We start from the raw sequence: 24,518 nt of genomic DNA, 5'->3' as shown, positions 1-24,518 counted from the left end.
ACGTCCTGATCAAGACCGGAATCGCGAGGAATCCATGCAATCCAGCGTATCCAGGCGCCGCCGCGGCGCCGCCGCCGTCGCTCTCGGCCTGTCCGCCCTGATGGCCACTCAGGCCGCTCCGCTCGGCACCGCCTTCGCCAAGCCCGGCCACGACTCGGCCCCATGGGAGCGGTACAACCTCTCCCCGTCGTCTCGGACGCTCCACCCGGTCTCCGTGTACAAGACGAGCGGCACCGTGGACGGCGCCGACGCCGTGCTGAAGGGCGGCAAGACCGGCCTGAGCGGCACCGGATCGTCCATCACGCTCGACTTCGGCAAGGAGGTCAGCGGGCTCACCAAGCTGCACTTCGCCGGGTCGGACGGCCCGCAGAAGGTCGGCGTCGCGTTCTCCGAGTCGTCCACCTATGTGGACACGACGAGCGACGCGTCCACCGGCGGCCCCCGCAGCCGGGACGGCGCCCTGTCCGTGGACGTCGACGGCCCCACGTCCTACACCACGCCCGCCGAGCAGCTCCGCGGCGGCTTCCGCTACCTGACGATCTTCCTGCAGTCGGGCGGCCGGGTCGACCTGGACAAGGTGTCGCTGCACTACACGCCCGCGCCGACGATGAAGGACCCATCCAGGTACGCCAACTACTTCTATTCGAGCGACGACCTGCTCAACCGCATCTGGTACGCGGGCGCCTACACCGTCCAGCTCAACACCATCTCCCCGAAGACGGGCCGGGTCTGGGAGCCGCCGGCGGCGCTGTGGGACAACACCGGAGACATCGGCGTCGGCGACACGATCCTCGTGGACGGCGCCAAGCGCGACCGGACGGTCTGGCCCGGCGACCTCGGCATCGAGATCCCGAGCGCGTACGCGGCGTTCGACGACACCGAGTCCGCCCGCAACGCGCTCACCACCGTGTACCAGCATCAGCGCGACACCGGAGAGCTGCCCTACGCCGGGCCCGAGCTGAACAAGTACGGCTCGGACACCTACCACCTGTGGACGCTGGCCGCGAGCTGGGACTACTACCGCTACACCGGCGACACCGGCTGGCTGTCGAGCGTCTGGGACCGGTACAAGAAGAGCGTCGGCTTCACCACCGGGAAGATGGACGGCAAGGGCCTGGTGTCCATCACCGGCACGTCCGACTCCGTCCGGATCCTGGCCAAGGGCGAGAACCTCATCGCGAACGTGCTGATGTGGCGCGTCCTCGACACCGGCGCGCAGCTCGCCAAGACGCAGGGCGACGACGCTCTCGCCGCGTCCTACGCCGAGCGCGCCGGCGCGCTCCGCACCGCCATCAACACGAACTTCTGGGACGACACCGCCGGCGCGTACAAGTTCTACCCGGATTCGGCGATCCACCCGCAGGACGGCAACTCCCTCGCCGCCTGGTACGGCCTTGCCGACCAGGAGCAGGCGCGCCGGATCAGCGCGTCCCTCAAGGGGAACTGGAACGCGGTCACCTCGACCGCGCCCGAGAACAAGGGCAATCCCGGCGTCTTCTCCGGATCGATGGAGGTGAACGCCCACTTCACCGCCGGCGGCCAGGCCGCCGACCAGGCCGGGGTGGACATCATCCGGCGCCAGTGGGGCTACATGCTCAACCACCCGGAGGGGACCGGCAGCACATTCTGGGAGTCGTTCCGTAACCCCGGGGACGGATGCGTCTTCTGCAGCACCTACGTGAGCCTTGCCCACGCCTGGGCCACAGGTCCGACGCCTGCGCTCACGTTCTCCGTGCTCGGGCTGAACCCCACCGGGACGGGCGGACGGTCGTTCGACTTCGTCCCGCACCCGGCCGACCTCACGTTCGCGCAGGGGAGGATCACCACGCCGGTCGGCGCGGTCAACGCGTCCTGGAAGGTCTCCGACGGGACCTACACCGCGCATCTGAAGGCCCCTGGCGGGACCGTGGGACGCGCCGGAGTGCCCACGTTCGGCGCCCGTATCAAGGTCCTTGTCGACGGCCGTCTCGTGTGGGACGGTGCCCACGCGCGCGCCAAGGGCGTCCACACCGACGGTGAGTACGTGTACATCGAGGGCCTGCGCGGGGCCCACTCGCTGCGGAGCAGCCGCGCATGACGGCCCCTTTCACCCGCTCCGCATTCAGTCGGCGGGCCTTCATCGGTACGGCGGGCGTCACCGCGACCGCACTCGCCCTCCCGGGCACCGCACCGGCCCACGCCGCCGCGAAGACGCCGAAGGCGGCCCTATCGCCGTTCCCGCTGTCGGACGTCACGCTCCTGGACAGCCCGTTCCGGGCCAACATGACGCGGACGTGCGCCTACCTCAAGTTCGTCGACCCCGACCGCCTGCTGCACACGTTCCGCCTCAACGTGGGGCTGCCGTCGTCTGTCGAGCCGTGCGGAGGCTGGGAGGCCCCGAACGTCCAGCTGCGCGGCCACTCGACCGGGCACCTGCTGTCGGCGCTCGCCCAGGCCCACGCGAACACCGGCGACGACGCCTACGCGGCCAAGGGCCGGTACATCGTCGGTGAACTCGCCGAATGCCAGGCCGCAGCCCCGGCGGCCGGGTTCGGCGAGGGGTACCTGTCGGCGTTCGAGGAGGCGGTCTTCGACCAGATGGAGGCGGGCGGCCATCCCTGGGCGCCCTACTACACCCTCCACAAGATCATGGCGGGGCTGCTCGACCAGTACCGGCTGAGCGGCGACGCGCAGGCGCTGACCGTGCTCAAGGGCATGGCTGCCTGGGCCGGGACGCGCACGGGCAAGCTGTCCCGCGAGCGGATGCAGGCGGTGCTGCGCGTCGAGTTCGGCGGCATGAACGACGTCCTCGCCGAGCTGTACCAGGTCACCCGCGACCCGCGGCACCTGGAGACGGCCCGCCGGTTCGACCACGAGGAGATCTACGGCCCGCTGGCCGAACGCCGCGACGCCCTGGACGGCTACCACGCCAACACCCAGATCCCGAAGATCGTCGGCGCGGTGCGCGAGTACGAGGCGACCGGCGACACCCGGTACCGGGCCATCGCCGCGTTCTTCTGGGACACGGTCGTCCACGACCACTCGTACGTGATCGGCGGGAACAGCAACAACGAACTGTTCGGCCCGCCCGGCGAGATCGTCAGCCGGCTCGGGTCGGACACCTGCGAGAACTGCAACTCCTACAACATGCTCAAGCTGTCGCGGCTGCTGTTCATGCACGATCCGGGCGAGTCCGCGTACATGGACCACTACGAGTGGACGCTGCTCAACCAGATGCTCGGCGAGCAGGACCCCGGCTCCGAGCACGGCTTCGTCACCTACTACACCGGCCTGTTCCCCGGCTCGCAGCGTGAAGGGAAGGGCGGCCTCGGTGCGGCGCCCGGCAGCTACAGCTCCGACTACGACAACTTCTCGTGCGACCACGGCACGGGGATGGAGACGCACACCAAGTTCGCCGACAGCATCTACTTCCGCTCGGGGAACGCGCTGTACGTCAACCTGTTCATCCCGTCCGAGGTGACCTGGGCGGAGCGCGGTGTCCGGCTCCGGCAGGAGACCGGCTATCCGCACTCCGACACGACGCGGCTCACCGTGACGGACGGGTCGTCCCGCTTCGCGCTCAAGATCCGGATACCCGGCTGGCTGGACGCCCGCGGCCGCCGTCCGCGCATCCGGGTGAACGGCGCGGCGGTGCCGGTGCAGGCGCGTCCCGGCGGGTACGCGACGATCGAGCGGCGGTGGCGGCGGGGCGACGCCATCGAAGTCTCGATGCCGATGGCCCCCGTCTGGCGGAAGGCCCCGGACAACCCGTGCGTCCAGGCCGTCACGGTCGGACCGGTCGTCCTGGCGGGACAGTACGGCGACCGGGACCTCAACGCGTTCCCGGAGATCGACCCGCGCTCGCTGCGTCCTGCCGGGCCCCTGCGCTACGCGGCGAAGGCGGACGGCGCCGATGTGTCGCTGAAACCCTTCGCCGAAGTCCAGCACGAGCACTACACCGTCTACTGGGCGACCCCGGCACCGAAGCGGAAACCGCAACTCCTGGCGCACTTCCCCCTGCGCGACGGCGGCCTCGCCGACGCGACGGGACACTGGCCGGACGCGACCCTCGCCACAGGCGCGTCGTGGACGGAGGGCGCCGTCACGCTCGACGGCGCGACCGGCCACGTCGTGCTGCCGCCCGGCCTGCTCAGCGGCCTGGACACGCTGACCGCCGCGCTCTGGGTGCGCCTGGAGACCCTCACCAACAACGTCCGCGTCTTCGACCTGGGCTTCAACCGGCAGACCTACTTCGCCGTCATCGCCCGGACCGGCGCGGCGAAGGCCCGGTTCACCATGAAGATCACCGGGATGGACGGCGAGGACATCGCCGACGCCGGGTCCGCGCTCCCCACCGGCGCCTGGGCACACGTCGCCGTCACCGCCGGGAACGGGACCGCCGCCCTCTACATCGACGGCGTTCCGGCCGGACGCAACGACGCCCTGGTCATGAACCCGGTCGTCCTCGGCGCGACCACGCACAACTACCTCGGCCGCTCGCAGGACACCCGCAACCCGAACCTGCACGGCCGTGTCGCCGGCTTCCGCCTCTACAACCACGTGCTGACGGCCGCCGAGATCGCCGAGCTGCACGCTCAGCGCCCCTTCTAGGAGCCCCCATGCGTACGCCACTGCGCGGCCTCGCCGCCGCGTCCATCACCGTTGCGCTGCCGCTGACGTTCCTCTCCGCCCCCGCGTACGCGGACGCGGCGGCACCTCCCGCCCACCTGAAGGCCGCCGACCTGAAGGCGGCCCTCGGCATCGACGACACGACACCGCCGCTGTCCTGGCAGCTACAGGGCGGGCGGAACGTCACCCAGACCGCATACCAGATACAGGCCGCGACCAGCGAGAAGGCCCTGGAAAAGGGCCGTCCCGACCTCTGGGACTCCGGCCGGGTCGCGTCCGCCGACCAGCGCGCCGGCTACGCCGGCAAGCAGATCGGCAGCCGCACCCGGGTGTACTGGCGCGTCCGAGTCTGGACGGGGTCGCGGCACTCGGGCTGGTCGTCGCCGTCCTGGTTCGAGACCGGCCTGACGTCCCAGAACGACTGGCAGGGACACTGGATCGGCCGGCAGGACTGGCAGACCAAGGACAAGAAGCCCGCACCCATCGTGGTGAAGCTGCCCAAGACCACTGCCCGCTACGTCCGGCTGGACGTGACGAAGCTGGGCCTGCCCAGAATCGAGCAACTGCCAGGCAAGACCTGGCGGCTCCAACTCGCCGAGCTGGAAGTGCGCGACTCCGGCGACCCGGACACCGACCTCGCCAAGGGCAGGACCGTCACGGCGTCGGACAACGGCGGGAACGTCAACCGCAAGTGGGGCACCCGCTACCTGACCGACGGCACGCAGACCACCAACCAGGAGTTCGCCGGCTGGTCCAGCTCCGCCTACGGCAAGGCCGACGTCTCGGATGCGCCGCTCACCCTCACCGTCGACCTGAAAGAGGCGGAGGACTTCGACGAGGTCCTGCTCTACCCGCGCACCGACCAGGGCGTCGAGGGCGGCAAGGTTCCGTACGCGCCCGTCGACTTCTCGGTCGGCACCTCCGACTCCGCCGACGGGCCCTACGCGACGCGGCAGACGGTCACCGGCCAGGAACCGCCCGAATCGCCCGTCCCCGAGGCACTGCCGATCTTCGCGAAGGACTTCGGGCTGCCGCGTGGTGTCCGCCAGGCCCGCCTCTACATCGCCGGCCTCGGCGTCTACGAGGCGACCCTGAACGGACGCCGCGTCGGCGACGCCGAACTGGAACCCGCCAACACCGGGTTCGCGAAACGCGTCCAGTACGCCACCTACGACGTCACCAAGATGCTCCGCTCCGGAGCGAACACGCTCGGCGTCGAGCTGGGCAACGGCGCCGCCAACGTGATCTCGACACCCGACCGCTACCGCAAGTTCGCCGGGACGATCAGCGACCCCAAGCTGATGGCGCAACTGGAGGTCACCCTGGCGAACGGGCAGGTCGTGCGGGTCGCCAGCGACGGGACGTGGAAGACCGTCCTCGGGCCGGTCACGTTCTCCAACTGGTACGGCGGCGAGGACCACGACGCACGCCGCGAGCGTCCCGGCTGGGACAGGCCGGGCGCGTCCCGCTCCGGCTGGGAGGCCGCCGCGCCCGTCCCGGCGCCCGGGGCGCTGAGCGGACGCACGGCGGAGCCGGTCCGCGTCATCGAGACGCTCGCGGGCCGCCAGGCGGGATCGGGCGACGGCTACCGGGTCTTCGACGTGGGCCGCAACATCGCGGGCCGTCCCGAGATCACCGTCCAGGCCCCGGCCGGCACGTCCGTGCGGATCTACCCGTCCGAGAGCCTGAAGGACGGGCGCGCCTACCAGTCGATCAGCAACGTCGGCGGGCCCCTCTGGGACGAGTACACGACCCGCTCCGCAGGCCCGGAGACCTGGCATCCCCAGTTCTCGTACCACGGCTTCCGCTACCTGGAGGTGCGCGGGCTGCCCGAAGGCGCGACGATCACCGTTCGGGGGCAGGTGCTGCGCGCCGACAACGACTCCGCCGGCTCGTTCACCTCGTCCGACCCGCTCATCAACGGCGTCCACGGGCTCGTCCGCCGCGCGATCGAGGGCAACATGATGAGCATCCTCACCGACTGCCCGAGCCGGGAGAAGCTCGGCTGGCTGGAGCAGGACCACCTCGTCGGAGACGCGCTCGCCGCCAACTACGACGTGCACGCCCAGCTCCGCAAGATGGTCCAGGACATGGCGGACGCGCAGACCGACACCGGGCTCATCCCGTCCACGGTCCCCGACTACACCGTCCTCGCCGGCGCGTACCGGGACGACCCCAACTGGGGCGGCGCGTTCGTCGTCGTCCCGTGGCAGCTGTACCTGAACTACGGCGACATCGAGACCCTGCGGACGTACTACGACGCGATGAAGCGGTACGCGGCGTACATCGAGGGCCGCGTCTCCGGCGGCCTGACCGACTACAGCCTGGGCGACTGGTTCACCCCTGACCGGACGTTCCCCAAGGTCGTCTCCGGCACGTACGGCTGGTGGCGGATCACCGACACCCTCTCCAGGATCGCCGGTGCTCTCGGCGACGAGACGGGCGCCGCCGCCTACCGCAGCAAGGCCGATGAGAGCGCCAAGGCGCTGTCGGACAAGCTCTATGACCCGGCGACCGGCACGTTCGGCGGCGGCGGCCAAGGCGCCGAGGCCATCGCGCTCGACATGGGCGCCGTGCCCGCCGACCAGCGCTCCAGGCTGCTCGACCACCTGGTCTCCAGCGTCAAGAACGCCGGATACCACCTGCTGCTCGGCGAGATCTCGCTGCCGTCGGCGTTCCGCGTCCTGCCCGACGACGTCATCTACGAGATCGCGACACGGACGGACAGCCCGAGCTACGGGTACCAGGTCGTCCACGGCAACACCGCGCTCGGCGAGTCGTGGGACGGCGGCAGCGGCCAGTCGCAGAACCACTTCATGCTCGGCTCGATCGACTCGTGGTTCTCCGGCCGCCTCGCCGGCATCCGGCAGGCGCCCGGGTCCACCGGCTACCGGAGGCTGGTCGTCGACCCGGCCGTGGTCGGCGGCCTGACCAGCGCCTCCGCCACCCGGCGGACGCCCTTCGGCGAGGTCCGCTCGTCCTGGACGCTGGAGGACGGCGTGGTCACCCTGAGGGTCACCGTCCCGCCGGGCAGCAGCGCCGAGGTGCACGTCCCCGGTGTGGCCAAGCCCGTCACCGTCGGCTCCGGAACCCACACCTTCCACGGCACCGCGTCCTGACGCACGGCCCGGCCCCCGCAACCATCCGCCGGGACTTAGCGGACGCGGTAGTAGAGGTGGGTGACTCCGGTTCCCTGGATGACGCGGTAGGGGTCGTCCAGGCGGACGGGTGCGGTGGACGGGCCCGCAAAGAACGGGATGCCCTCGCCCAGCAGCACGGGTACGAGGTTGATGCGGATCTCGTCCAGGAGGCCGGCGTCCAGGCAGGACTGGGCGGTGAGCCCGCCGCCGACGCCGACGACCCCGTCGCCCGCCGCGGCGGCGGCCTCGCCGACGGCCTTCTCGATGCCGTCGGTGACGACGGTCAGGCCGGGCGGCGGGTCGGCCGGGGCCTCGTGCGTGACGAGCCAGACCGGGGCGTCGAACGGATGGCGGCCCTCCCAGCCGTGCGTGATGTCGTACAGGCGGCGTCCGGTGACCATGGCGCCCACGGCGTCCATCGTCTCGCGGATGTGGGCGGCGCTCGCCTCGGAGACGCGGAACGGCGGCATGCCGCCGACCGTCGGGATCTCCACAGAGCCGTTGCCGTACCAGCCGAACAGCTCCTCCACCCCGTCGGACGGATCGGCCACATAGCCGTCCAGTGACATGGTCATCTCAGTGATGACGGTCGCCATGGTGTCACCCCTCTTAGATCGCCCATCACCCGTGAAGACCACCAACACCCCCGGAATTCATCGGCTTAACCCAGCCTGACTTCCATTACTCTCGGTAATGGAGCGTAACGTTTCGTGTATGGGGGATGATCGGGGGATCTGGACGGGGCCGGGTGGGTTGCGGGTGGCGGCGGTGCGGTTGACCGGGGCGCATCGGATCTGGGCGGAGCGGGCCGGTGTGCGCGGGGCGAGCGCCTTTCTGGTGACGCGGAACGGGATGATCGTCGGCCGCGGCTACTATCCGTCGGTCGAAGAGCTCGCCGAGGTCGTCGACCTCGCGGATCTGCGCGCCGGGTGACGGTTGCGCGGGGCACGCCCGCGCATGTAATCGTTTACACGTGGAAAAGCGCATGCGGGACGTTGTCGTGGTGGGGTCGGTCAACGCGGACCTGGTGGTGGGGGTCGAGCGGCGGCCCGCGCCGGGGGAGACCGTGCTCGGGTCCGACCTCGCCACCCATCCGGGTGGGAAGGGCGCGAACCAGGCGGTCGCGGCGGCGCGGCTCGGTGGTCGCGTCGGGCTCGTCGGGCGGGTCGGCGACGACGGGCACGGCGAGCTGCTGCGCGGCGCCCTGACCGCGGACGGCGTCGACCTCGCCCACCTGGCGACCACGCCCGGCGTCCCGACCGGCGTCGCGCTGATCACGGTCGGGCCGGACGGCGACAACAGCATCATCGTCTCGGCCGGCGCCAACGCCCGGCTCGGCCCGGACGACGTCGAGGGCGCCCGCGCGATGATCGAGGGCGCGTCCGCCGTGTCGTTCCAGCTGGAGGTGCCGCTGCCCGCCGTGGAGGCCGCCGCCGGGATCGCCGTGCGGGCGGGCGGACGGGTCGTCCTCAACCTCTCGCCGCCCGCCCCCGTACCGGACGATCTGCTCGCCCTCTGCGACCCCCTCGTCGTCAACGAGCACGAGGCCGCCTTCCTGCTGGGCGGGGAGGGTGACGCCGGGCGGATGGCCGCGGCGCTCATCGGGGCGGGGCCGCGCTCGGCCGTCGTCACGCTCGGCGCCGACGGCGTCGTCGTCGCGGACGGGCAGGGCACGACGGCCGTTCCGTCCCCGAAGGCGGAGGCGGTCGACACCACGGGCGCCGGCGACGCCTTCACCGCCGCGCTCTGCCTGCGGCTCGCGCGCGGCGACTCGCTGCGGGACGGGGCCCGGTACGCCACCCGCGTGGGCGCCGCCGCCGTCCGCAGGCCGGGCGCGCAGAGTTCCTACCCGGCACCGGACGAGCTCCCCGAGGCGTAGCTCAGCGGCTGGTACGGGCCCGGAGCCGGTACAGCTCGTCGGCGACGTCGTGGACGTCGCCGCCGAGGTCGAACGCGCTGAGCAGGTGCAGGTCGTCCGCGGTCTCGATCTCCAGTATCCGCGTGTGCAGCAGGAGCCGGCGCCGCTCGTCGACCCGGATGGCGGTCACCTCGTCCCACCGCAGGCGGCGGCGCCGCGCGTAGCCGGTCACGAGGGTGAGGCCGTCGCCGTCGGCGGCGAGCCGGACCGGCGCGACCAGGTCGCGCAGGGCGAGCGCGTTCAGCCCGATCGCGGCCGTGGCCGCCAGGAACAGGAACTGGGGATCGTGGGAGTACAGGACGACGAGCGCCGTGACGGCCGCCGCGGCGGCGCACTTCACCGCCATGTGACCTGGGGGTACGCGCCACCGGCGCTCCGGACTCGCCTCCATGCCCGAGACCATAGCCGTACGGGAGACTGCCCGGTCCGCCGATTCGTCCGATAGCGTCATGAGCATGCGACTCGGCGTGTTGGATGTGGGTTCGAACACCGTGCATCTCCTGGTGGTGGACGCCCATCAGGGGGCGCGACCCCTCCCCGCGTACTCCCACAAGGCGGATCTGCGGCTCGCTGCCCACCTTGAGGACGGGGACCGGCTCTCCGAGGAGGGCGAGGGCATGCTGCGCGACTTCGTCGACGACGCGCTGCAGATCGCCGAGGACAAAGGAGTCGAGGACCTGGTCGCGTTCGCCACCTCCGCCGTCCGTGACGCCGCCAACGGCGACGAGGTGCTGGAGCGGATCCGCGACGACAAACAGATCGACATCCGCGCGCTGTCCGGTGAGGAGGAGGCGCGGCTGACGTTCCTCGCCGTCCGGCGCTGGTTCGGCTGGTCGTCGGGGCGGCTGCTGGTGGTGGACATCGGCGGCGGCTCGCTGGAGATCGCGTCCGGCATCGACGAGGAGCCGGACGCGGCGTTCTCGCTGCCGCTCGGCGCGGGCCGGCTCACCCGCGACTGGTTCACCGCCGACCCGCCGTCCCTGGACGAGGTCCGCAACCTGCGCCGGCACGTCCGGGCGGAGATCGCGCGCCGGGTCGGGGACGTCGCCCGGTACGGCGCCGCCGACCACGCGGTCGCCACCTCCAAGACGTTCAAGCAGCTCGCCCGGATCGGCGGCGCCGCGCCCAGCGACGAAGGGCCCTACCAGCGGCGGGTCCTGGCCGGCGACGCGCTGACCGAGTGGACCGAGAAGCTGGCGAAGATGCCGTCCGCCGAGCGCGCCGACCTGCCCGGCGTGTCCGAGCGGCGCGCCCCGCAGCTGCTCGCGGGCGCGATCGTCGCGGACGCGGCGATGGACCTGTTCGAGCTCCCGGACCTCGAGATCTGCCCGTGGGCGCTGCGCGAGGGCGTCATCCTCCGCCGCCTCGACATGATCACCGGCTGATCGCGCGGTCGGACACAACATTTCCCAGCGCGAAAACTGTCCGGAAATGGCCTGCCATTAACCATATCTAAACGCGTTATGTCTTGACCGTCCCGCGAGTATCGACGTAGGGAGGAAAATGCGGGCGGCTTTGTTCCTGGGGGTTCTTTCATGACGGGTGCGAACAGGTTCTCCTCCCTGCCCTGCGGACGGCGGGGCAAATGGGTCGTACTGGCCGTCTGGATCGTCATCCTCGCCATCGCGATGCCGCTGGCCGGCAAGCTCACCGGCGCGCAGACCAACGAGGCGTCGGCGTGGCTGCCGAGCAACGCCGAGTCCACCCGGGTCGTCGAGGAGTCCAAGCGGTTCACGCCCGCCGACACCTTCCCAGCGGTGATCGTCTACCACCGGGACGGCGGCCGGCTCACCGCCGCCGACCGGGCGAAGGCCGCGGCGGACGTGCCACGGCTGCGGGCCGTCACCGGGGACCCGGAGGGCTCCGATCCACCCCGGCGGCTCGCCGTGGACGTCCAGGGGCCGATCCCGTCCAAGGACGGGACGGCGCTGGAGACGATCGTCTCCGTCCAGGTGGGCAACGGGGGCTGGGACCTGCTCGGCCCCGCCGTGGACGACTACCGCGACATCGTCCAGCACGGCGCCCCCGGGCTGCAGGCGCACGTGACCGGCCAGGCCGGGTACGCCGGCGACTTCAGCAACGTCTTCGCCGGCTTCGACTCGACCCTGCTGTTCATCACCGCCGCCATCGTCATCTCGATCCTGCTGATCACCTATCGCAGCCCGATCCTGTGGCTCGCGCCGCTGCTGTGCGTGGGTTTCGCGCTGACGGCCGCCCAGGCGGTCATCTACCTGCTGGCCGAGCACGCCGGGCTCACCGTCAACGGGCAGGCCGCGTTCATCCTCACCGTCCTGGTCTTCGGCGCCGGCACCGACTACGCGCTGCTGCTGGTGGCCCGCTACCGGGAGGAACTGCGGCGGCACCGCGACCGGCACGAGGCGATGGCGATCGCGCTGCACCGCGCCGGTCCCGCGATCATCGCGAGCGGCTCGACCGTCGCGCTGGGCATGCTGTGCCTGCTCGTCGCCGTCCTCAACTCGACCAAGAGCATGGGGCCGGTGATGGCGATCGGCGTCGTCGTCGCGCTCGCTGCGATGGTCACGCTGCTGCCTGCGCTACTGGTGATCGGGGGCCGCTGGATGTTCTGGCCACGGCGTCCGGCATACGGCACGGCCGAGCCGTCCGAACGGGGCCTTTGGGCGCGGATCGGATCGGCCATCGCCGTCCGCCCCCGCGTCACCTGGATCGTCACGGCCGTGGTGCTCGGCGCACTTGCCACCGGACTGTTCGGCCTGCGCACCGGTTCGCTGCCCAGCAAGGACGCGTTCAGTACCGGCAAGCCCGACTCGGTCACCGGCGAAGAGGTGCTCGCCCGGCACTTCCCGGCCGGCAGCGGCTCACCCGTTCAGATCGTCACGAACGCGGGGACGCAGGACGAGGTCCGCGCCGCCCTCGCCTCCGTCCCGGACCTGTCCGCCGTCGCACCGGCAGGGAACGACCCCGGGCAGCCGTCCGGCGGCCGGGTCTACCTGGAGGGCACCCTCAACGCCGCGCCCGACAGCGAACGGGCGTTCACCGCCGTCGACCGCGCCCGCGCCGCCGCGCACGCCGTGCCCGGCGCGGACGCCGAGGTCGGCGGCACGTCGGCGGTGACGCTCGACATCAACGACGCCTCCCACCGCGACCAGAACGCCGTCATCCCGATCGTGCTCGTCGTCGTGCTCGCGATCCTGGCGCTGCTGCTGCGCGCCGTTGTCGCGCCGCTGATACTCGTCGCCACGGTCGTGCTGTCGTACGCGGCCGCGCTCGGTGTCAGCGCGCTGATGTTCAACCACGTCTTCGGGTTCGCGTCGGCCGACCCGTCCTTCCCGCTCTGGGCGTTCGTGTTCCTCGTGGCCCTCGGCACCGACTACAACATCTTCCTGATGACCCGTGTCCACGAGGAGGCCAAACGGTACGGCACCCGGCGCGGCGCGCTGATCGGGCTCGCCGCGACCGGCGGGGTGATCACCTCGGCGGGCGCGGTGCTCGCGGGGACGTTCGCCGCCCTCGGCTCGCTGCCGCTGGTGTTCGTCGCCGAACTCGGCTTCACGGTCGCCTTCGGAGTGCTGCTCGACACGCTCGTCGTCCGGTCGGTCCTGGTCACGGCGCTGAACCTGGACATCGGCCGGCACATGTGGTGGCCGAGCGCCCTGTCCCGCGCCCGAGCGCCGGTCGCCGCGCCGGAGGAGCCGGCCCCGGCCGCCCGCGACTAGCCCGGGCCGGTCGCTACCAGTTGGGGTGACCGAACACGCGGCCGGCGGGGGTGACGACACGGTCGCCGGCGCCGTTCGCGCGGACGGCGTGGATCACCGGGTCGGCGACCGGGCCGCGCACGTAGGCGAGCCAGCGGCCGTCGGGGGACCACGCCGGGTCCATGTCGCGCCCGCCGCCGGACGTCACGGCGTGCGCGCCGGACCCGTCGGCGTTCATCACCCAGATGGCGCTGCCGGTGGCCGGTCCCCGGACGAAGGCGATCTTGGACCCGTCCGGGGACCATTCCGGGTCCACGGCGCGCACGCCGTCCTTGGTCAGCCGCGTCCAGGTGCCCCCGGGACGGTCCGGATCCATCGTGTAGAGCTGCTCGTCGCCGCCGTCGCGCTTGCTCCAGAACACGAGCTTGCCCGTGGACGACCACATCGGGTCGTCCTTGACCGAGTCGTCGTTGGTCAGCTGGGTGACCGCGTGCCCTTGCAGGGTGATGGCGAAGAGTTGCCGGACACCCTGCTTCTCGTCCATGTAGGCCAGCCGCGTGCCGTCGGGCGACCAGGTCACCCGCGTGCCCCGCAGGATGCCGGTCACCTTCTCGGCGCCGGACCCGTCGGCGTTCATCACCCACGCCTGACCGGTCGTGTCGCCCCGCCTGCTGAACGCGATGCGCTTACCGTCCGGGGACCGCTCGGGCAGGATGTCGCAGGACGGCCCGCTCACCAGCGTCTTCACGGACTTGTCAGCCGGCTTGAAGAGGCCGATGTCGGCGCTGCAGGACGTCGGCCAGCCGCCCGCCGTGTCGATCCGGACGAGCATCGGCGCGGTCGGGAACGCGGCGCTCTCCGCGCCGGTGTTCCGCGCGTCGCCGGACGGCCGGTTGGCGAGGTAGACGGCCCCCGCGACGATCCCGGCGACCAGGAGCCCGGCCGCGGCGGAGGCGAGGAACGTGGTGCGCCGGGACGTGCCGCCGCCCCGGGCGGGCGGCAGCGGCGGGAGGACCTCGCGTTCGGTGGGCGGTACGGTGTGCCGCTCGACCGCCGGCCGGGTCCGCGGCTCCGGCGGCAGCTCCGGGACGGGCCGGGGCGGCTCCGGGGCGGGGCGGGTCGGCTCCGGCGGAGGCGGCGCGGGGGCGGCGCCGGAGACGTCGCGGGAGGTGACGCCGGGGTCGCCGCCCGGCGGGGACGTCCACGTCTCGCCCAGCTCGTTCGTCACCGTCGCCTCACCGGTCCCGCCGACCAGGGCGAGCAGCAGGTCGCGGGCGCTCGGCCGCTGTGCCGGGTCCTTGCGCAGCGCCGCCTGGACGAGCCCGGACAGCGACGGCGGCAGATCGCCGATCTCGGGGTCGGCGTGCACGGCGCGGGCCGCCATGATCTGGAACGAGCCCTGCCCGAACGGGTTGCGCCCGCTCGCGGCGAACGCGACGAGGCAGCCCCAGGCGAACACGTCCACGGCCGGGGTGACCTGCTGCGTCGTGATCTGCTCGGGCGCGATCCAGCCGGGAGTGCCGACGACCTGGCCGGTCCGGGTGTGCGCGGAGGCCATGTCCAGCGCACGGGCGATCCCGAAGTCGATCACGCGGGGCCCGGAAATGGACAGCAGCACGTTGCTCGGCTTCAGGTCGCGGTGCACCAGGCCGGAGCTGTGGATGGCGACGAGCGCCGCGGCGACGCCGACCGCGACGCCGTGCAGCATCCCGGGGGACAGCGCGCCCTTGTCGCTCACGTGCTTCAGCAGTGACGGCCCGTCGATGTACTCGGTGACCATGTAGGCGAGACCGAGGTCCTCGCCGTGCTCGAGGACCTGCGCGGTGCAGAACGACGCGACCCGCTGGGCGTTCGCGGCCTCGTCGTGGAAGCGGGCGAGGAACGTCTTGTCCCCGGCGAGCTCGGCCCGCACCACCTTGACCGCGACCGGACGTTCCTCCGGGTCGCGGCCGAGGTAGACGGCGCCCATCCCACCCTCGCCGATCTTGGCCTCGATCCGGTACCGGCCGATCTGGTGGGGGTCGTCCGGGCGCAACTCACCCAGGGAGGTCGCGTCCATGCAGATCCACCTTCCGCCCCCACGAAGCCGCGTCTTGGCGGCCGCTCACGCGGCGGCACGCGGCCCCAACTCTTCTTACGATGTCAGAGGACGCGCAAAGGTTCTAGCGGCCACAGCCGGCCGCCCTGTCGCCGGTGATCTGAGGCGCTGCCGGCTGAAGGAGGGCCTTCAGGGCCCGACGCCGAGGGCGGCTCAATGGAAATTGCGCGCTTTGACGCGGCCGGGGACGGGGAGGCGGCGGAGGCGGGTGGCGCGGATGTTGGTGACGCCGTCGGCGCGCTCCAGGCGGCCGCCGACCAGCAGCGCCTGCGAGTCGACGGCGAGGCCGCGGTGCCGCTGGAACACCTGCGGCGGGCACACCACGTTGATGATGCCGGTCTCGTCCTCCAGCGTCATGAACACGATGCCGCCGGCGGTCGGCGGGCGCTGCCGGTGGGTGACGAGCCCGGCGACGAGGACGTTGGTCTCGCCGGGCGTCCCGGCGAGCCGTGCGGACGGCAGTGCGCCCAGTTCGTCCAGCGCCTCCCGGACGTGCGCGACCGGGTGGGTGTGGGAGACGCCGGTCGCCCACAGGTCGGCGAGCGTCTCCTCGATCGGTGTCATCGCGGGCAGGGCAGGGGCGGACGCGCCCGGCGTGACGCCTTCGAGCTGCCCTGGGCCGGAACCCGCCAGCGCACCCGCCGCCCACAGCGCCTCACGCCGCGACAGGCCGAACCGGTCGAACGCGCCCGCGGTGGCGAGCGCCTCCAGGGCGCCGGCCGACAGGGGCACGCGGCGGGCGAGGTCCTCCATGCCGGTGTAGGGGCGTCCTGCCGCGATCGCCTCCGCGGTGTCGTCGCCAAGATTGCGGATGCCGGAGAATCCCAGCCGTATCGCGGGCTGAGGCGCGGCGGGCGCGTGCGGGTGATCGGACTGCACCTCGACGGGCTCCTCCAGAGTCGGGTGGACGTCGCTGGCGTTGATGTCCACGCCCCTGACCACGACGCCGTGCCGGCGGGCATCGTTCAGGAGGCTCTGCGGGCTGTAGAACCCCATCGGCTGGTTGCGCACCAGAGCGGCGGTGAAGGCGGCGGGGAAATGACGTTTCAGCCAGGCACTGGCGTACACCAGGTGGGCGAAGCTCTGCGCGTGCGACTCGGGGAACCCGAACCCGGTGAAGCCCAGGATCTTCTCGTACACGCTCTCCGCGATGTCGGACGGGATGCCGCGCTCGGCCATCCCGTCCAGCAGCCGCCGCTTCAGCCGCTCGACGCGCTCCGGTGCGCGCTTGGCGCCCATCGCCTGCCGCAGCTGGTCGGACTCCGCCGGGGTGAAGCCCGCGCAGTCCACGGCCAGCTGCATCATCTGTTCCTGGAACAGCGGCACGCCGAGGGTCCGCGACAGGGCCGGCTCCATCAGCGGATGCGGGCAGACGGCGGGCTCCATGCCCTTCCTCCGCCGCAGATACGGGTGGACGGACCCGCCCTGGATCGGCCCCGGCCGGATCAGCGCCACCTCCACCACAAGGTCGTAGAACTCGCGCGGCTTGAGCCGCGGCAGCGTCGCCATCTGCGCCCGCGACTCCACCTGGAACACCCCGACGGTGTCGGCGTCGCACAGCATGTCGTACACCTCCGGGTCCTCCGGAGGGACCGACTGCAGGTCGTACCGGTGCCCGTGGTGCTCGTCCACCAGGTCGAAGCAGTCGTGCAGCGCCGCGAGCATGCCGAGGCCGAGCAGATCGAACTTGACCAGCCCGGCCGCCGCGCAGTCGTCCTTGTCCCATTGCAGGACGCTGCGGTTCGGCATCGTCGCCCACTCGATCGGGCAGATCTCCCCGACGGGCCGGTCCGCGATGACCATTCCGCCGGAGTGGATTCCGAGGTGGCGGGGGAGTTTCAGCATCCGGTTCGCCAGCTCCATGACCGGGCCCGGGATGTCGGTCTCCGACCCCACCGGGTCACGCGGATCGATGCCCTTCGACCACGCGTCCTGCTGCCCGGGGGAGAAGCCCAGCGCGCGCGCCGCGTCCCGGACGGCCATGCGCGGGCGGTAGCTGATGACGTTCGCGACCTGCGCGGTGCACTCCCGCCCGTACTTGTCGTAGACGTACTGGATGGCCTCCTCGCGGCGCCGGTGCTCGATGTCCAGGTCGATGTCGGGCGGGCCGTCCCGCCCGGGTGACAGGAAGCGCTCGAAGAGCAGCCCGTGCCGGACGGCGTCCACACCGGTGATGCCGAGCGCGTAGCAGACCGCCGAGTTGGCCGCCGACCCCCGTCCCTGGCACAGGATCCCCCTGCTCCGGCAGAACTCCACGATGTCGTGGACGATCAGGAAGTAGCCGGGGAAGCGGAGCTGCTCGATGACGTCCAGCTCCTTGGCGATCTGCTCGTAGGCGCCGGAGATCCGCTCCCGCTCGGGCGGCCCGTAGCGCGCGAGCGCGCCCTCCTTCACCAGGTGCCGCAGCAGGCTCGCCTCGGTGTGTCCCTCGGGGACGGGCCAGTCCGGCAGCCGGGGCGCGACGACGTCGAAGCCGAACAGGCACTCCCTCGCGAGCGCGACCGTCCTGTCCTGGACGCCGGGGAAGCGCGCCAGCCGTTTCGCCATCTCCGCGCCGGAGCGGATGTGCGCGGTGCCGCCCGCCGGGAGCCAGCCCACCATGTCGTCCAGGCTGCGCCGCGCCCGGACCGCGGCCATCGCCTGCGCCAGCCGCGCGTCGGCGCCGGGCGCCGCGAAGTGCACGTTGTTGGACGCCACCACGTCCACCCCGGCCCGGTGCGCGAGCTCGAACAGCGCGTCGTTGCGGAGGTCGTCGTCGGGCTGGTCGTGGTCGATCAGCTCGACGAACACGTTCCCGCGGCCGAACCTGCCGATCAGGCCGCGCAGCTCCCGCTCCGCCGCGTCCGGCCCGCCCGCCTCCAGCGCCGCGGGGACCGGGCCCTTCCGGCATCCGGTCAGCACCGCCCAGTGGCCGTCGTGGGCGCCGGCCAGCGCCTCCAGGTCGTACACGGGACGGCCCTTCCGCCCGCCCGCGAGCTGCGCCGACGTGATCGCCGAGCAGAGCCGCGCGTATCCGGGTGCGCCGCGCGCGAGGACGAGCAGGTGCCGGCCCGCCGGATCGGGTTCGCCGGTCTGCGGTCCCGGCAGGCCGAGGCTCAGCTCGGCGCCGAACACCGTCCCGATCCCGGCCTCGTTCGCGGCCTGCGCGAACTGCACCGCCCCGTACATGCCGTCGTGGTCGGTGATCGCCATCGCCTCCACGCCGAGCCGCGCCGCCTCCCGGGCGAGCGAGGCCGGGTCGCTCGCCCCGTCCAGGAAGCTGAACGACGAGTGCGTGTGCAACTCCGCCCACGGCACCTCCGCGGCGGCGCGAGGCGGCGGGGCGGCCGCCTCCGGCGCCTGCTCCGGAGCCCGCTCGGCGGGCCGCCACGACAGCCGCTCCTCGAACTCCCGCCAGGAGATCGGCGGGTTGTGCCACCCCATCAGCGCCCCCTAGTCATAGACGGCCTCGACGTGCCAGCGTCCGCCCTCGACGGCGAGCAGGTAGGCGGCGCCGTCGTCGGTGGTGACCTGGAACCGGGCGCGGCGGCGCGCGGCGCCGGTGTCCCACCAGCGCTCGTCGGCCGGCCACGGGCCCGTCCAGCCGGTCACGGCGGCGTGACGTCCGCGGACCGCGAGCGTGGCGGGCGGCGCGGACACCTCGCACCGCGCCGACACCACCACCGCCGCACCGGCCGCGTCGACCAGCTCGGCCGGTGCAGGCGCCGCCGGAACGACCGCCGGCGCGGGCCCGGAGACCCGCCCGGGCCACGGCCCTTCCGGCAGGCCGGCGGGGGCCAGATCGCCGACCGGCACGCGCATGACCCGCTCGCCCGGCCCGCGCCCGCCCACCAGGACCGGCCGGGTGACCCCCTGATGGCCGAGCAGCGCCTGGACGCGGTCGGCGGCCCGTGCGATCCGGTCGGTGACGGTGGTCCGGCCCCAGAGCCCCTCCTGCCGCCCCTGGTCCGGGACGATCTGGTCCGGCGCCAGCTCCACCCAGGTGACACCGCCCCAGACGTCCTCGGCGTCCCCTCCCTGCCAGGAGGAGAGCTGCCAGCGGACCCGTTCGGCCACCGCCAGCGCCGACAGGCCGTCGTGCCGCCACAGCCGCCGCAGGACGTGCCCGTCGGCGAAGCCGACCGCGACCTCCAGCCGGACGCACGCCAGCCCGCCCGCCGCGAGCCCCTCGTGCAGCTCGCCGGCGAGCCGCTTCGCCGCGAACACGACCCGCTCGGCCTGCTCGGCGGGCGGATCGAAGTCGCCGCGCACCGACAGGTCGGCGGCGCCCCGGACCGGTGCGAGCGGGCGCGGCTCCTCGCCCCGCGCCAGCCGGTGCGCGAGCGCCCCGTCCGTCCCGAACCGCCCGGCGACGTGCCCGGCCGGCAGCGCCGCGAAGTCCCCCAGCGTCCTGATCCCGAGCCGCCGCAGCAGGTCGGCCAGCTCTGGCCGGTCGAGCACGGCGAGCGGATACGGCGCGAGGAACGCCGCCGCGCCGCCCTCCGGCACGACCGCGCCGCCCTGCCCGGCCCGCGCCGCCAGCTCCGCCGCGAACAGCCCGTCCGCGACGCCCGAGCCGCAGTCGTGGCCCGCCTCCACGACCGTGTCCTGCACCAGGACGCGCAGCGCCTCCTCGCCGCCGTAGAACCGGGCGGGGCCGCGCGCCGGGATCGCGCACAGCCCCGGCCGCACCGCCTCCACGCGCGGCGTCAGCTCCGCCACCGCCTCCACGACGGTCTCGAACAGCCGCCCCTCGGCATCGGTGTCCCGTTCCCGCACCTGCAGCTCGGGGCACCGCCGCTGCGCGTCCCGGACCCGTTGCCCGCGCCGCACCCCTTCGGCCCGCGCCGCCGCCGAGCACGCCGCCACCTGCCCCTGCACGACCACCGCCCCCGCCGTGGCCGCGTCGACCCCGACGGCGGTGACCGGCCAGTCCGGGCACCACACCACCAGCACCCGCGTCACGCGACCCCCTCCCGTACCGCTACCTGCACCTGTGGCGGGACGCCGGCCGGCCGCGGATGGACGGGCGCGCCCGCGGCCACGGCGCCGGGGACGAGCTCCAGCGGCGGCCGTGCCGTCTCGTCCGGCCTGACGGTGCCGTCCGGAGCGGGGAGCCAGAGGCGGGCGCGGCGGCCGGAGCCGGGGGCGTCGCGGCCTTCGGCGACGATCTCGGCGCGGCGGCCGGTCAGCCGGCCGTGGCCGCCGGCGAGGCCCTCCCAGGCCACGCCGTCCAGGCGCAGCCGGAGCCGGACCCCGGGCCAGTCGCGGGCGAACGCGCCGGTCAGCGTGAGGACGCAGCCGTGCTTGCGGGCCAGCGCCGACAGGCGGCGGACGGCCGCGGCGCCCGGACGCTCCGGCGGGCACAGCAGGATCAGGTCCACGGCCTCGGCCAGGGCGGCGACGACGTCCGGCCAGCGGTCGCCGGGCTCGTCGACGAGCAGGAGGCGCTCGGGGGCCGCCCCCATCCCGGCCGCGGCGGCCACGCCGAAACCGGGGACGCCGACGACGCCGCACCAGCCGCCGGTGCCGTCCTCGCCGCCGTGCCGGGAGACGCCCGCGACGAGGGCGAGGCCGAGGGAGGCGGCACCGGTGCCGTCCAGTCCGACGACGGAGCCGGGACGCAGGCCGCCGCCCGGGACGACGGTGCGCAGCGCGGGCAGCACGGGTACCGTCGTGTCGCGGGGCGCCGTGTCCAGCCCGGTGCCTTCCAGCGCTGCCGCCAGATCCCGCAGGGCCGCCTCCGGCACGGTCGTCCCTCCTCTCGCCCCCTCCTGCACAATTTCGAACATGAGTTCGACATCTGTCAAGTTGTCGCAGGTCACGCAGCGGAGTCGGGTGAAGCGGAAAGCCCGATGGCGTCGGGCTTCGCGGCAATTTGGGCATGATGGGCGGTATGACGAACGACGCGCGGACCGTCGAGTGGACGGGCGACGGGCTGCGGCTGCTGGACCAGACCCTGCTGCCCGGCCGGGTGGAGTACATCGTCGTCCGGGACGTCGACACGCTCGTGGACGCGATCCGGCGCCTGGTGGTCCGGGGAGCTCCCGCGCTGGGCGTGGCGGGCGCGTTCGGCGTCGCCATCGCCGTCCGCCAGGCCGCCCGCGAGGGGTGGGACGATGCGGAGCGCGCCGCCGCGATCGCCCGCGTCCGGGAGGCCCGCCCGACGGCGGTGAACCTCGCCGCCGGCGTCGACCGGGTGCTGCCGTTCGCCGCGAAGGGCGCCGACGCGGTCGCGGCCGAGGCCCAGGCGCTCCTGGACGAGGACGTACGCGGCAACCGCGCCATCGGCGCCCACGGCGCCGACTGGATCCTGCGGCGATCGGGCGACCGGCCTCTCCGCGTCCTGACGCACTGCAACGCCGGTGCTCTCGCCACGGCCGGGTGGGGGACGGCGCTCGGCGTCGTCCGGGAACTGCACGAAAGGGGGCGCGTCGAGATCGTCTACGCCGACGAGACGCGCCCGCTCCTGCAGGGCGCGCGGCTCACCGCGTGGGAACTCGACCAGGCCGGCATCCCGTGCGTCGTCCAGGCGGACGGGGCGGCGCCGAGCACGATCCTGCGCGGCCTCGCCGACGTGGCGGTCATCGGGGCCGACCGGATCGCCGCCAACGGCGACACCGCCAACAAGATCGGTTCGGTCGGCGTGGCGCTGGCCTGCCACGCCGCCGGGATCCCGATGGTCGTCGCCGCGCCGTGGAGCACGATCGACCTCGCGATCCCGGACGGCGACGGCATCCCGATCGAGGAACGCCCGGCCGAGGAGATCGTGACCTGGGGCGGAACCAGGACCGCCCCCGATCGCGTGGGCGCGTTCAATCCCGCGTTCGACGTCACGCCCGCCCGCCTCGTGAACGCGCTGGTCACCGAGACGGGCGTGCTGGAGGTCTCAGCCGGCGCGACGCCCGCTCGGCGGATGGCCGAGAACGCCTAGACGGTGGGGTCGAGGGTGCGGGTCGCGGCGCGGAGGCTGCCGTAGAGCCTGGCCTCATACGCCTTGGCGGTGCGGACGTCGTGGTCGACGAAAAGCGCGTCGTTCAGCGCGGGGAGCCGCTGCGTGGCATAGCCGGTGTCGATCCCCGGAGCGTAGATCTGATGCCGGTACCAGGGACGGCCGGGGAGGCCCGCCTGCGTGAGCAGATCCCGCTCGGTTTGCATGATCTTGTCGTTGAGGCTGTGGAACGCTGCCGTATCGCCCCTGCGGAGCGCCTCGTCCGCGCGCGCTTGCAGCGCCCCTGCCGCACGCTGCCACGCCTTGGCCTGCTCGATGTCGCGTGAGACGTCCACAACGACGGACCCCAGCCGCTTACGCTGCTCGTCGGTGAAGTCCGTGAGGTACTGGGCGGTCTCCGCCGCGTAGGGCCGGTAGCCGATCGCGACCACGTCGGCGTTCGCGAGCCGCAGCGTCGCGATGCCGACCAGCCGCGACATGGCCGCATGGTACTCCCAGGACGGGTCCCCGAAGTGCGACATCCAGTAGAAGTCGTCGCACGAGCAGTGGTAGTTCCCGGACGTCCCCGGCGACGCGGAACCGAGGTCCATCGCGGGCACACCGAACCGCTGGAAGAACGCCTGGAAGTCCGAGCCGCCGCCGATGCGGTCGATCGGGGTCTTCCCGTCGTTCTGCGCCTTCCACGCCTCGTACAGCGTCCCGCCTGTGCCGGGCCACTGCACTTCCTTGGACACGTCAATGACGGCCTGGTCCAGCGCGGGCGTCGCCGTCGCGCCGAACTCCGAGCCACCGGCACCGTCCATGTTCACGTAGGCGACCGCGTGGCGGAGCTCTTTCGCGCGCTGCTCGGCGTACTCGGTCGAGCCGAACAGGCCGTACTCCTCACCGTCCCATGTGGCCAGGACGACGGTTCTCTTTGGTCGCCACCCTTGCTTGAGGAGCTTTCCTACGGCGCGCCCTACCTGGATCACGTTCTCCGCACCGGACAGGTTGTCGCTGCTGCCATAGGCCCAGGCATCGTGGTGTGCGCCGAGGATGACCTCCTGCTCGGGGTGCTCGCTTCCAGGGATGCGCACGGTGACGTCCCACAGCGGACGCACCTGGAAGGTGTTCTCGAGATCCAGGTGGACCTTCGTCCCGCCCGGGCCGAACCGGTAGGTGAACGGCAGGCCGCCCTGCCATTCCTTCGGCACCTGGCCGCCCTTCAGCGCGCGCAGCAGCGGCTCGGCCGCGCCGTAGGAGATCGGCGTCGTCGGGATGAGGCCCTTCAGCATCGGGGCCTGCGACGGCGGGATCCGGTGCGCGCCCTTCACCGCCGGCCAGCCGGGCGTCTGCGGGTCTCCGGCCGCGAGCTGGATCTGCGCGATGCTGCCGCGCTGGATGCCGTCCGCGGCGCGCCACGGCCCGTCCGGGTACACCGGGCCCTTGGCGAACCCGTCGTCGGCGGGGTCGGAGTAGATGAGCACGCCCTTCGCGCCCCGCTTGGCGGCCTCGCGCGGCTTGATGCCGCGGAACACCGCCCCGTACCGGACGAGGACGATCTTCCCCTTGGCCGAGACGCCGTTCTTGGCGAGCAGTTCGAAATCTTCAGGCCGCCCGTAGTTGGCGTAGACGACCTCGCCCTGGACGTTCCCCGACGGCGACATGCCGTTGTGCCCCGGGATGACGTCCTCGTAGTGCTTCTGCCAGGGACGCTTCTTCTCCTTGACGGGCAGCGTCCGCCGTGCCGGCGCGGTCATCTCGACCTTCACGCGCTTCGGCAGGGACAGGTAGGCGTAGTACGTCTTGACCTCGGGTTTCAGGCCGTACGACGTGAGACGCTCGACGATGCGCCGGACCCGGTGCCGGTCACCGGTCGTGGTGGTCAGCCCTGGTTCACTGGCCAGTTCCGCGTCCAGGTCGCGGGCCGTCTTCGCGGACGGGATCTCCTGCAGCAGCTTCTCGTACTGCCGCTGCCACCTGGAGTTCTCCTTGGTGAAGCCCGGGATTGGATCGTTCCCGGACGGGGCGGGGGACGATGCCGCGGCCGGGGCCGCGGACAGCGTGAGGGCGATCGATACGGCGGGGGCGCTCAGCGCCGCCAGTGCCTGGAGTCGGGAGCGGAACACCAGCGATACCTCCCGGTACGGGTGTGCGTACGGGTGCGCCC

At 72.7% G+C, this 24,518-nt stretch carries 15 protein-coding genes; 8 read left to right on the top strand and 7 right to left on the bottom strand.

Annotated features, from left to right (window positions below):
• Positions 1-34: 34 nt before the first annotated feature.
• From ACQPXG_RS29230 to ACQPXG_RS29220, 3 genes are read left to right on the top strand one after another with little or no spacing between them, the layout of a single operon-like run.
• On the top strand, positions 35-2,077 hold the full coding sequence (locus ACQPXG_RS29230) for an MGH1-like glycoside hydrolase domain-containing protein (protein ID WP_433462334.1): 2,043 nt from the start codon (positions 35-37) through the stop codon (positions 2,075-2,077).
• A complete protein-coding gene (locus ACQPXG_RS29225; protein ID WP_433462333.1) occupies positions 2,074-4,590 on the top strand; it encodes a beta-L-arabinofuranosidase domain-containing protein in 2,517 nt (838 codons plus the stop codon). The genes ACQPXG_RS29230 and ACQPXG_RS29225 overlap by 4 nt, the downstream gene beginning before the upstream one ends.
• Before the next feature lie 8 nt (positions 4,591-4,598).
• Entirely contained in the window at positions 4,599-7,727 is a 3,129-nt protein-coding gene (locus ACQPXG_RS29220) for a family 78 glycoside hydrolase catalytic domain (protein WP_433462332.1), read from the top strand.
• Positions 7,728-7,762: 35 nt separating this feature from the next.
• Here the strand turns inward: ACQPXG_RS29220 and ACQPXG_RS29215 are convergent, their stop codons facing one another.
• Positions 7,763-8,344 (bottom strand): dihydrofolate reductase family protein, encoded by a 582-nt coding sequence (locus ACQPXG_RS29215; protein WP_433462331.1) that lies wholly within the window; start codon positions 8,342-8,344, stop codon positions 7,763-7,765.
• 118 nt (positions 8,345-8,462) lie between these two features.
• On the opposite strand from ACQPXG_RS29215, the gene ACQPXG_RS29210 reads away from it, so the two are divergent.
• Together ACQPXG_RS29210 and ACQPXG_RS29205 are read left to right on the top strand one after the other, a co-directional pair.
• Positions 8,463-8,681 carry a hypothetical protein gene (locus ACQPXG_RS29210; protein ID WP_433462330.1) on the top strand — a complete coding sequence of 73 codons (219 nt, stop codon included), beginning with the start codon at positions 8,463-8,465 and terminating at the stop codon, positions 8,679-8,681.
• A 52-nt stretch (positions 8,682-8,733) separates the two neighbouring features.
• Positions 8,734-9,627 carry a ribokinase gene (locus ACQPXG_RS29205; RefSeq protein WP_433462329.1) on the top strand — a complete coding sequence of 298 codons (894 nt, stop codon included), beginning with the start codon at positions 8,734-8,736 and terminating at the stop codon, positions 9,625-9,627.
• A gap of 1 nt (position 9,628) precedes the next feature.
• Here the strand turns inward: ACQPXG_RS29205 and ACQPXG_RS29200 are convergent, their stop codons facing one another.
• Positions 9,629-10,057 (bottom strand): PH domain-containing protein, encoded by a 429-nt coding sequence (locus ACQPXG_RS29200; protein ID WP_433462328.1) that lies wholly within the window; start codon positions 10,055-10,057, stop codon positions 9,629-9,631.
• Positions 10,058-10,121: 64 nt separating this feature from the next.
• Here ACQPXG_RS29200 and ACQPXG_RS29195 point away from each other — a divergent pair, with 64 nt between their 5' ends.
• Together ACQPXG_RS29195 and ACQPXG_RS29190 are read left to right on the top strand one after the other, a co-directional pair.
• Positions 10,122-11,051: a Ppx/GppA family phosphatase gene (locus ACQPXG_RS29195; RefSeq protein ID WP_433462327.1), complete on the top strand. Its 930-nt coding sequence runs from the start codon at positions 10,122-10,124 to the stop codon at positions 11,049-11,051.
• A 150-nt stretch (positions 11,052-11,201) separates the two neighbouring features.
• Positions 11,202-13,361: an MMPL family transporter gene (locus ACQPXG_RS29190; RefSeq protein WP_433462326.1), complete on the top strand. Its 2,160-nt coding sequence runs from the start codon at positions 11,202-11,204 to the stop codon at positions 13,359-13,361.
• A 13-nt stretch (positions 13,362-13,374) separates the two neighbouring features.
• Here ACQPXG_RS29190 and ACQPXG_RS29185 read toward each other — a convergent pair whose 3' ends face one another.
• The 4 genes from ACQPXG_RS29185 to ACQPXG_RS29170 all read right to left on the bottom strand — a co-directional run bounded on the left by ACQPXG_RS29185 (position 13,375) and on the right by ACQPXG_RS29170 (position 21,167).
• Positions 13,375-15,399, bottom strand: coding sequence for a protein kinase domain-containing protein (locus tag ACQPXG_RS29185; RefSeq protein ID WP_433462325.1), 2,025 nt, complete (start codon positions 15,397-15,399; stop codon positions 13,375-13,377).
• A gap of 192 nt (positions 15,400-15,591) precedes the next feature.
• Entirely contained in the window at positions 15,592-18,861 is a 3,270-nt protein-coding gene (locus tag ACQPXG_RS29180) for an error-prone DNA polymerase (protein ID WP_433462324.1), read from the bottom strand.
• A 9-nt stretch (positions 18,862-18,870) separates the two neighbouring features.
• Positions 18,871-20,382 (bottom strand): DNA polymerase Y family protein, encoded by a 1,512-nt coding sequence (locus tag ACQPXG_RS29175; RefSeq protein WP_433462323.1) that lies wholly within the window; start codon positions 20,380-20,382, stop codon positions 18,871-18,873.
• Entirely contained in the window at positions 20,379-21,167 is a 789-nt protein-coding gene (locus ACQPXG_RS29170) for a hypothetical protein (RefSeq protein WP_433462322.1), read from the bottom strand. The genes ACQPXG_RS29175 and ACQPXG_RS29170 overlap by 4 nt, the downstream gene beginning before the upstream one ends.
• 146 nt (positions 21,168-21,313) lie before the next feature.
• Between ACQPXG_RS29170 and mtnA the strand changes: the two genes are divergently transcribed.
• Positions 21,314-22,351, top strand: a complete 1,038-nt coding sequence (gene mtnA, locus ACQPXG_RS29165; RefSeq protein WP_433462321.1) for an S-methyl-5-thioribose-1-phosphate isomerase — start codon at positions 21,314-21,316, stop codon at positions 22,349-22,351.
• On the opposite strand, the gene ACQPXG_RS29160 is transcribed toward mtnA, so the two are convergent.
• Positions 22,348-24,477, bottom strand: a complete 2,130-nt coding sequence (locus ACQPXG_RS29160) for a M28 family peptidase (RefSeq protein WP_433462320.1) — start codon at positions 24,475-24,477, stop codon at positions 22,348-22,350. The genes mtnA and ACQPXG_RS29160 overlap by 4 nt on opposite strands.
• Positions 24,478-24,518 lie beyond the last annotated feature (41 nt).

This window comes from Spirillospora sp. CA-128828, assembly GCF_050945415.1.
In the GTDB taxonomy this organism is placed as follows: domain Bacteria; phylum Actinomycetota; class Actinomycetes; order Streptosporangiales; family Streptosporangiaceae; genus Spirillospora.
Note: the sequence above shows the minus strand (reverse complement) of the source record. Positions and strands in the feature narration are given on the sequence as shown.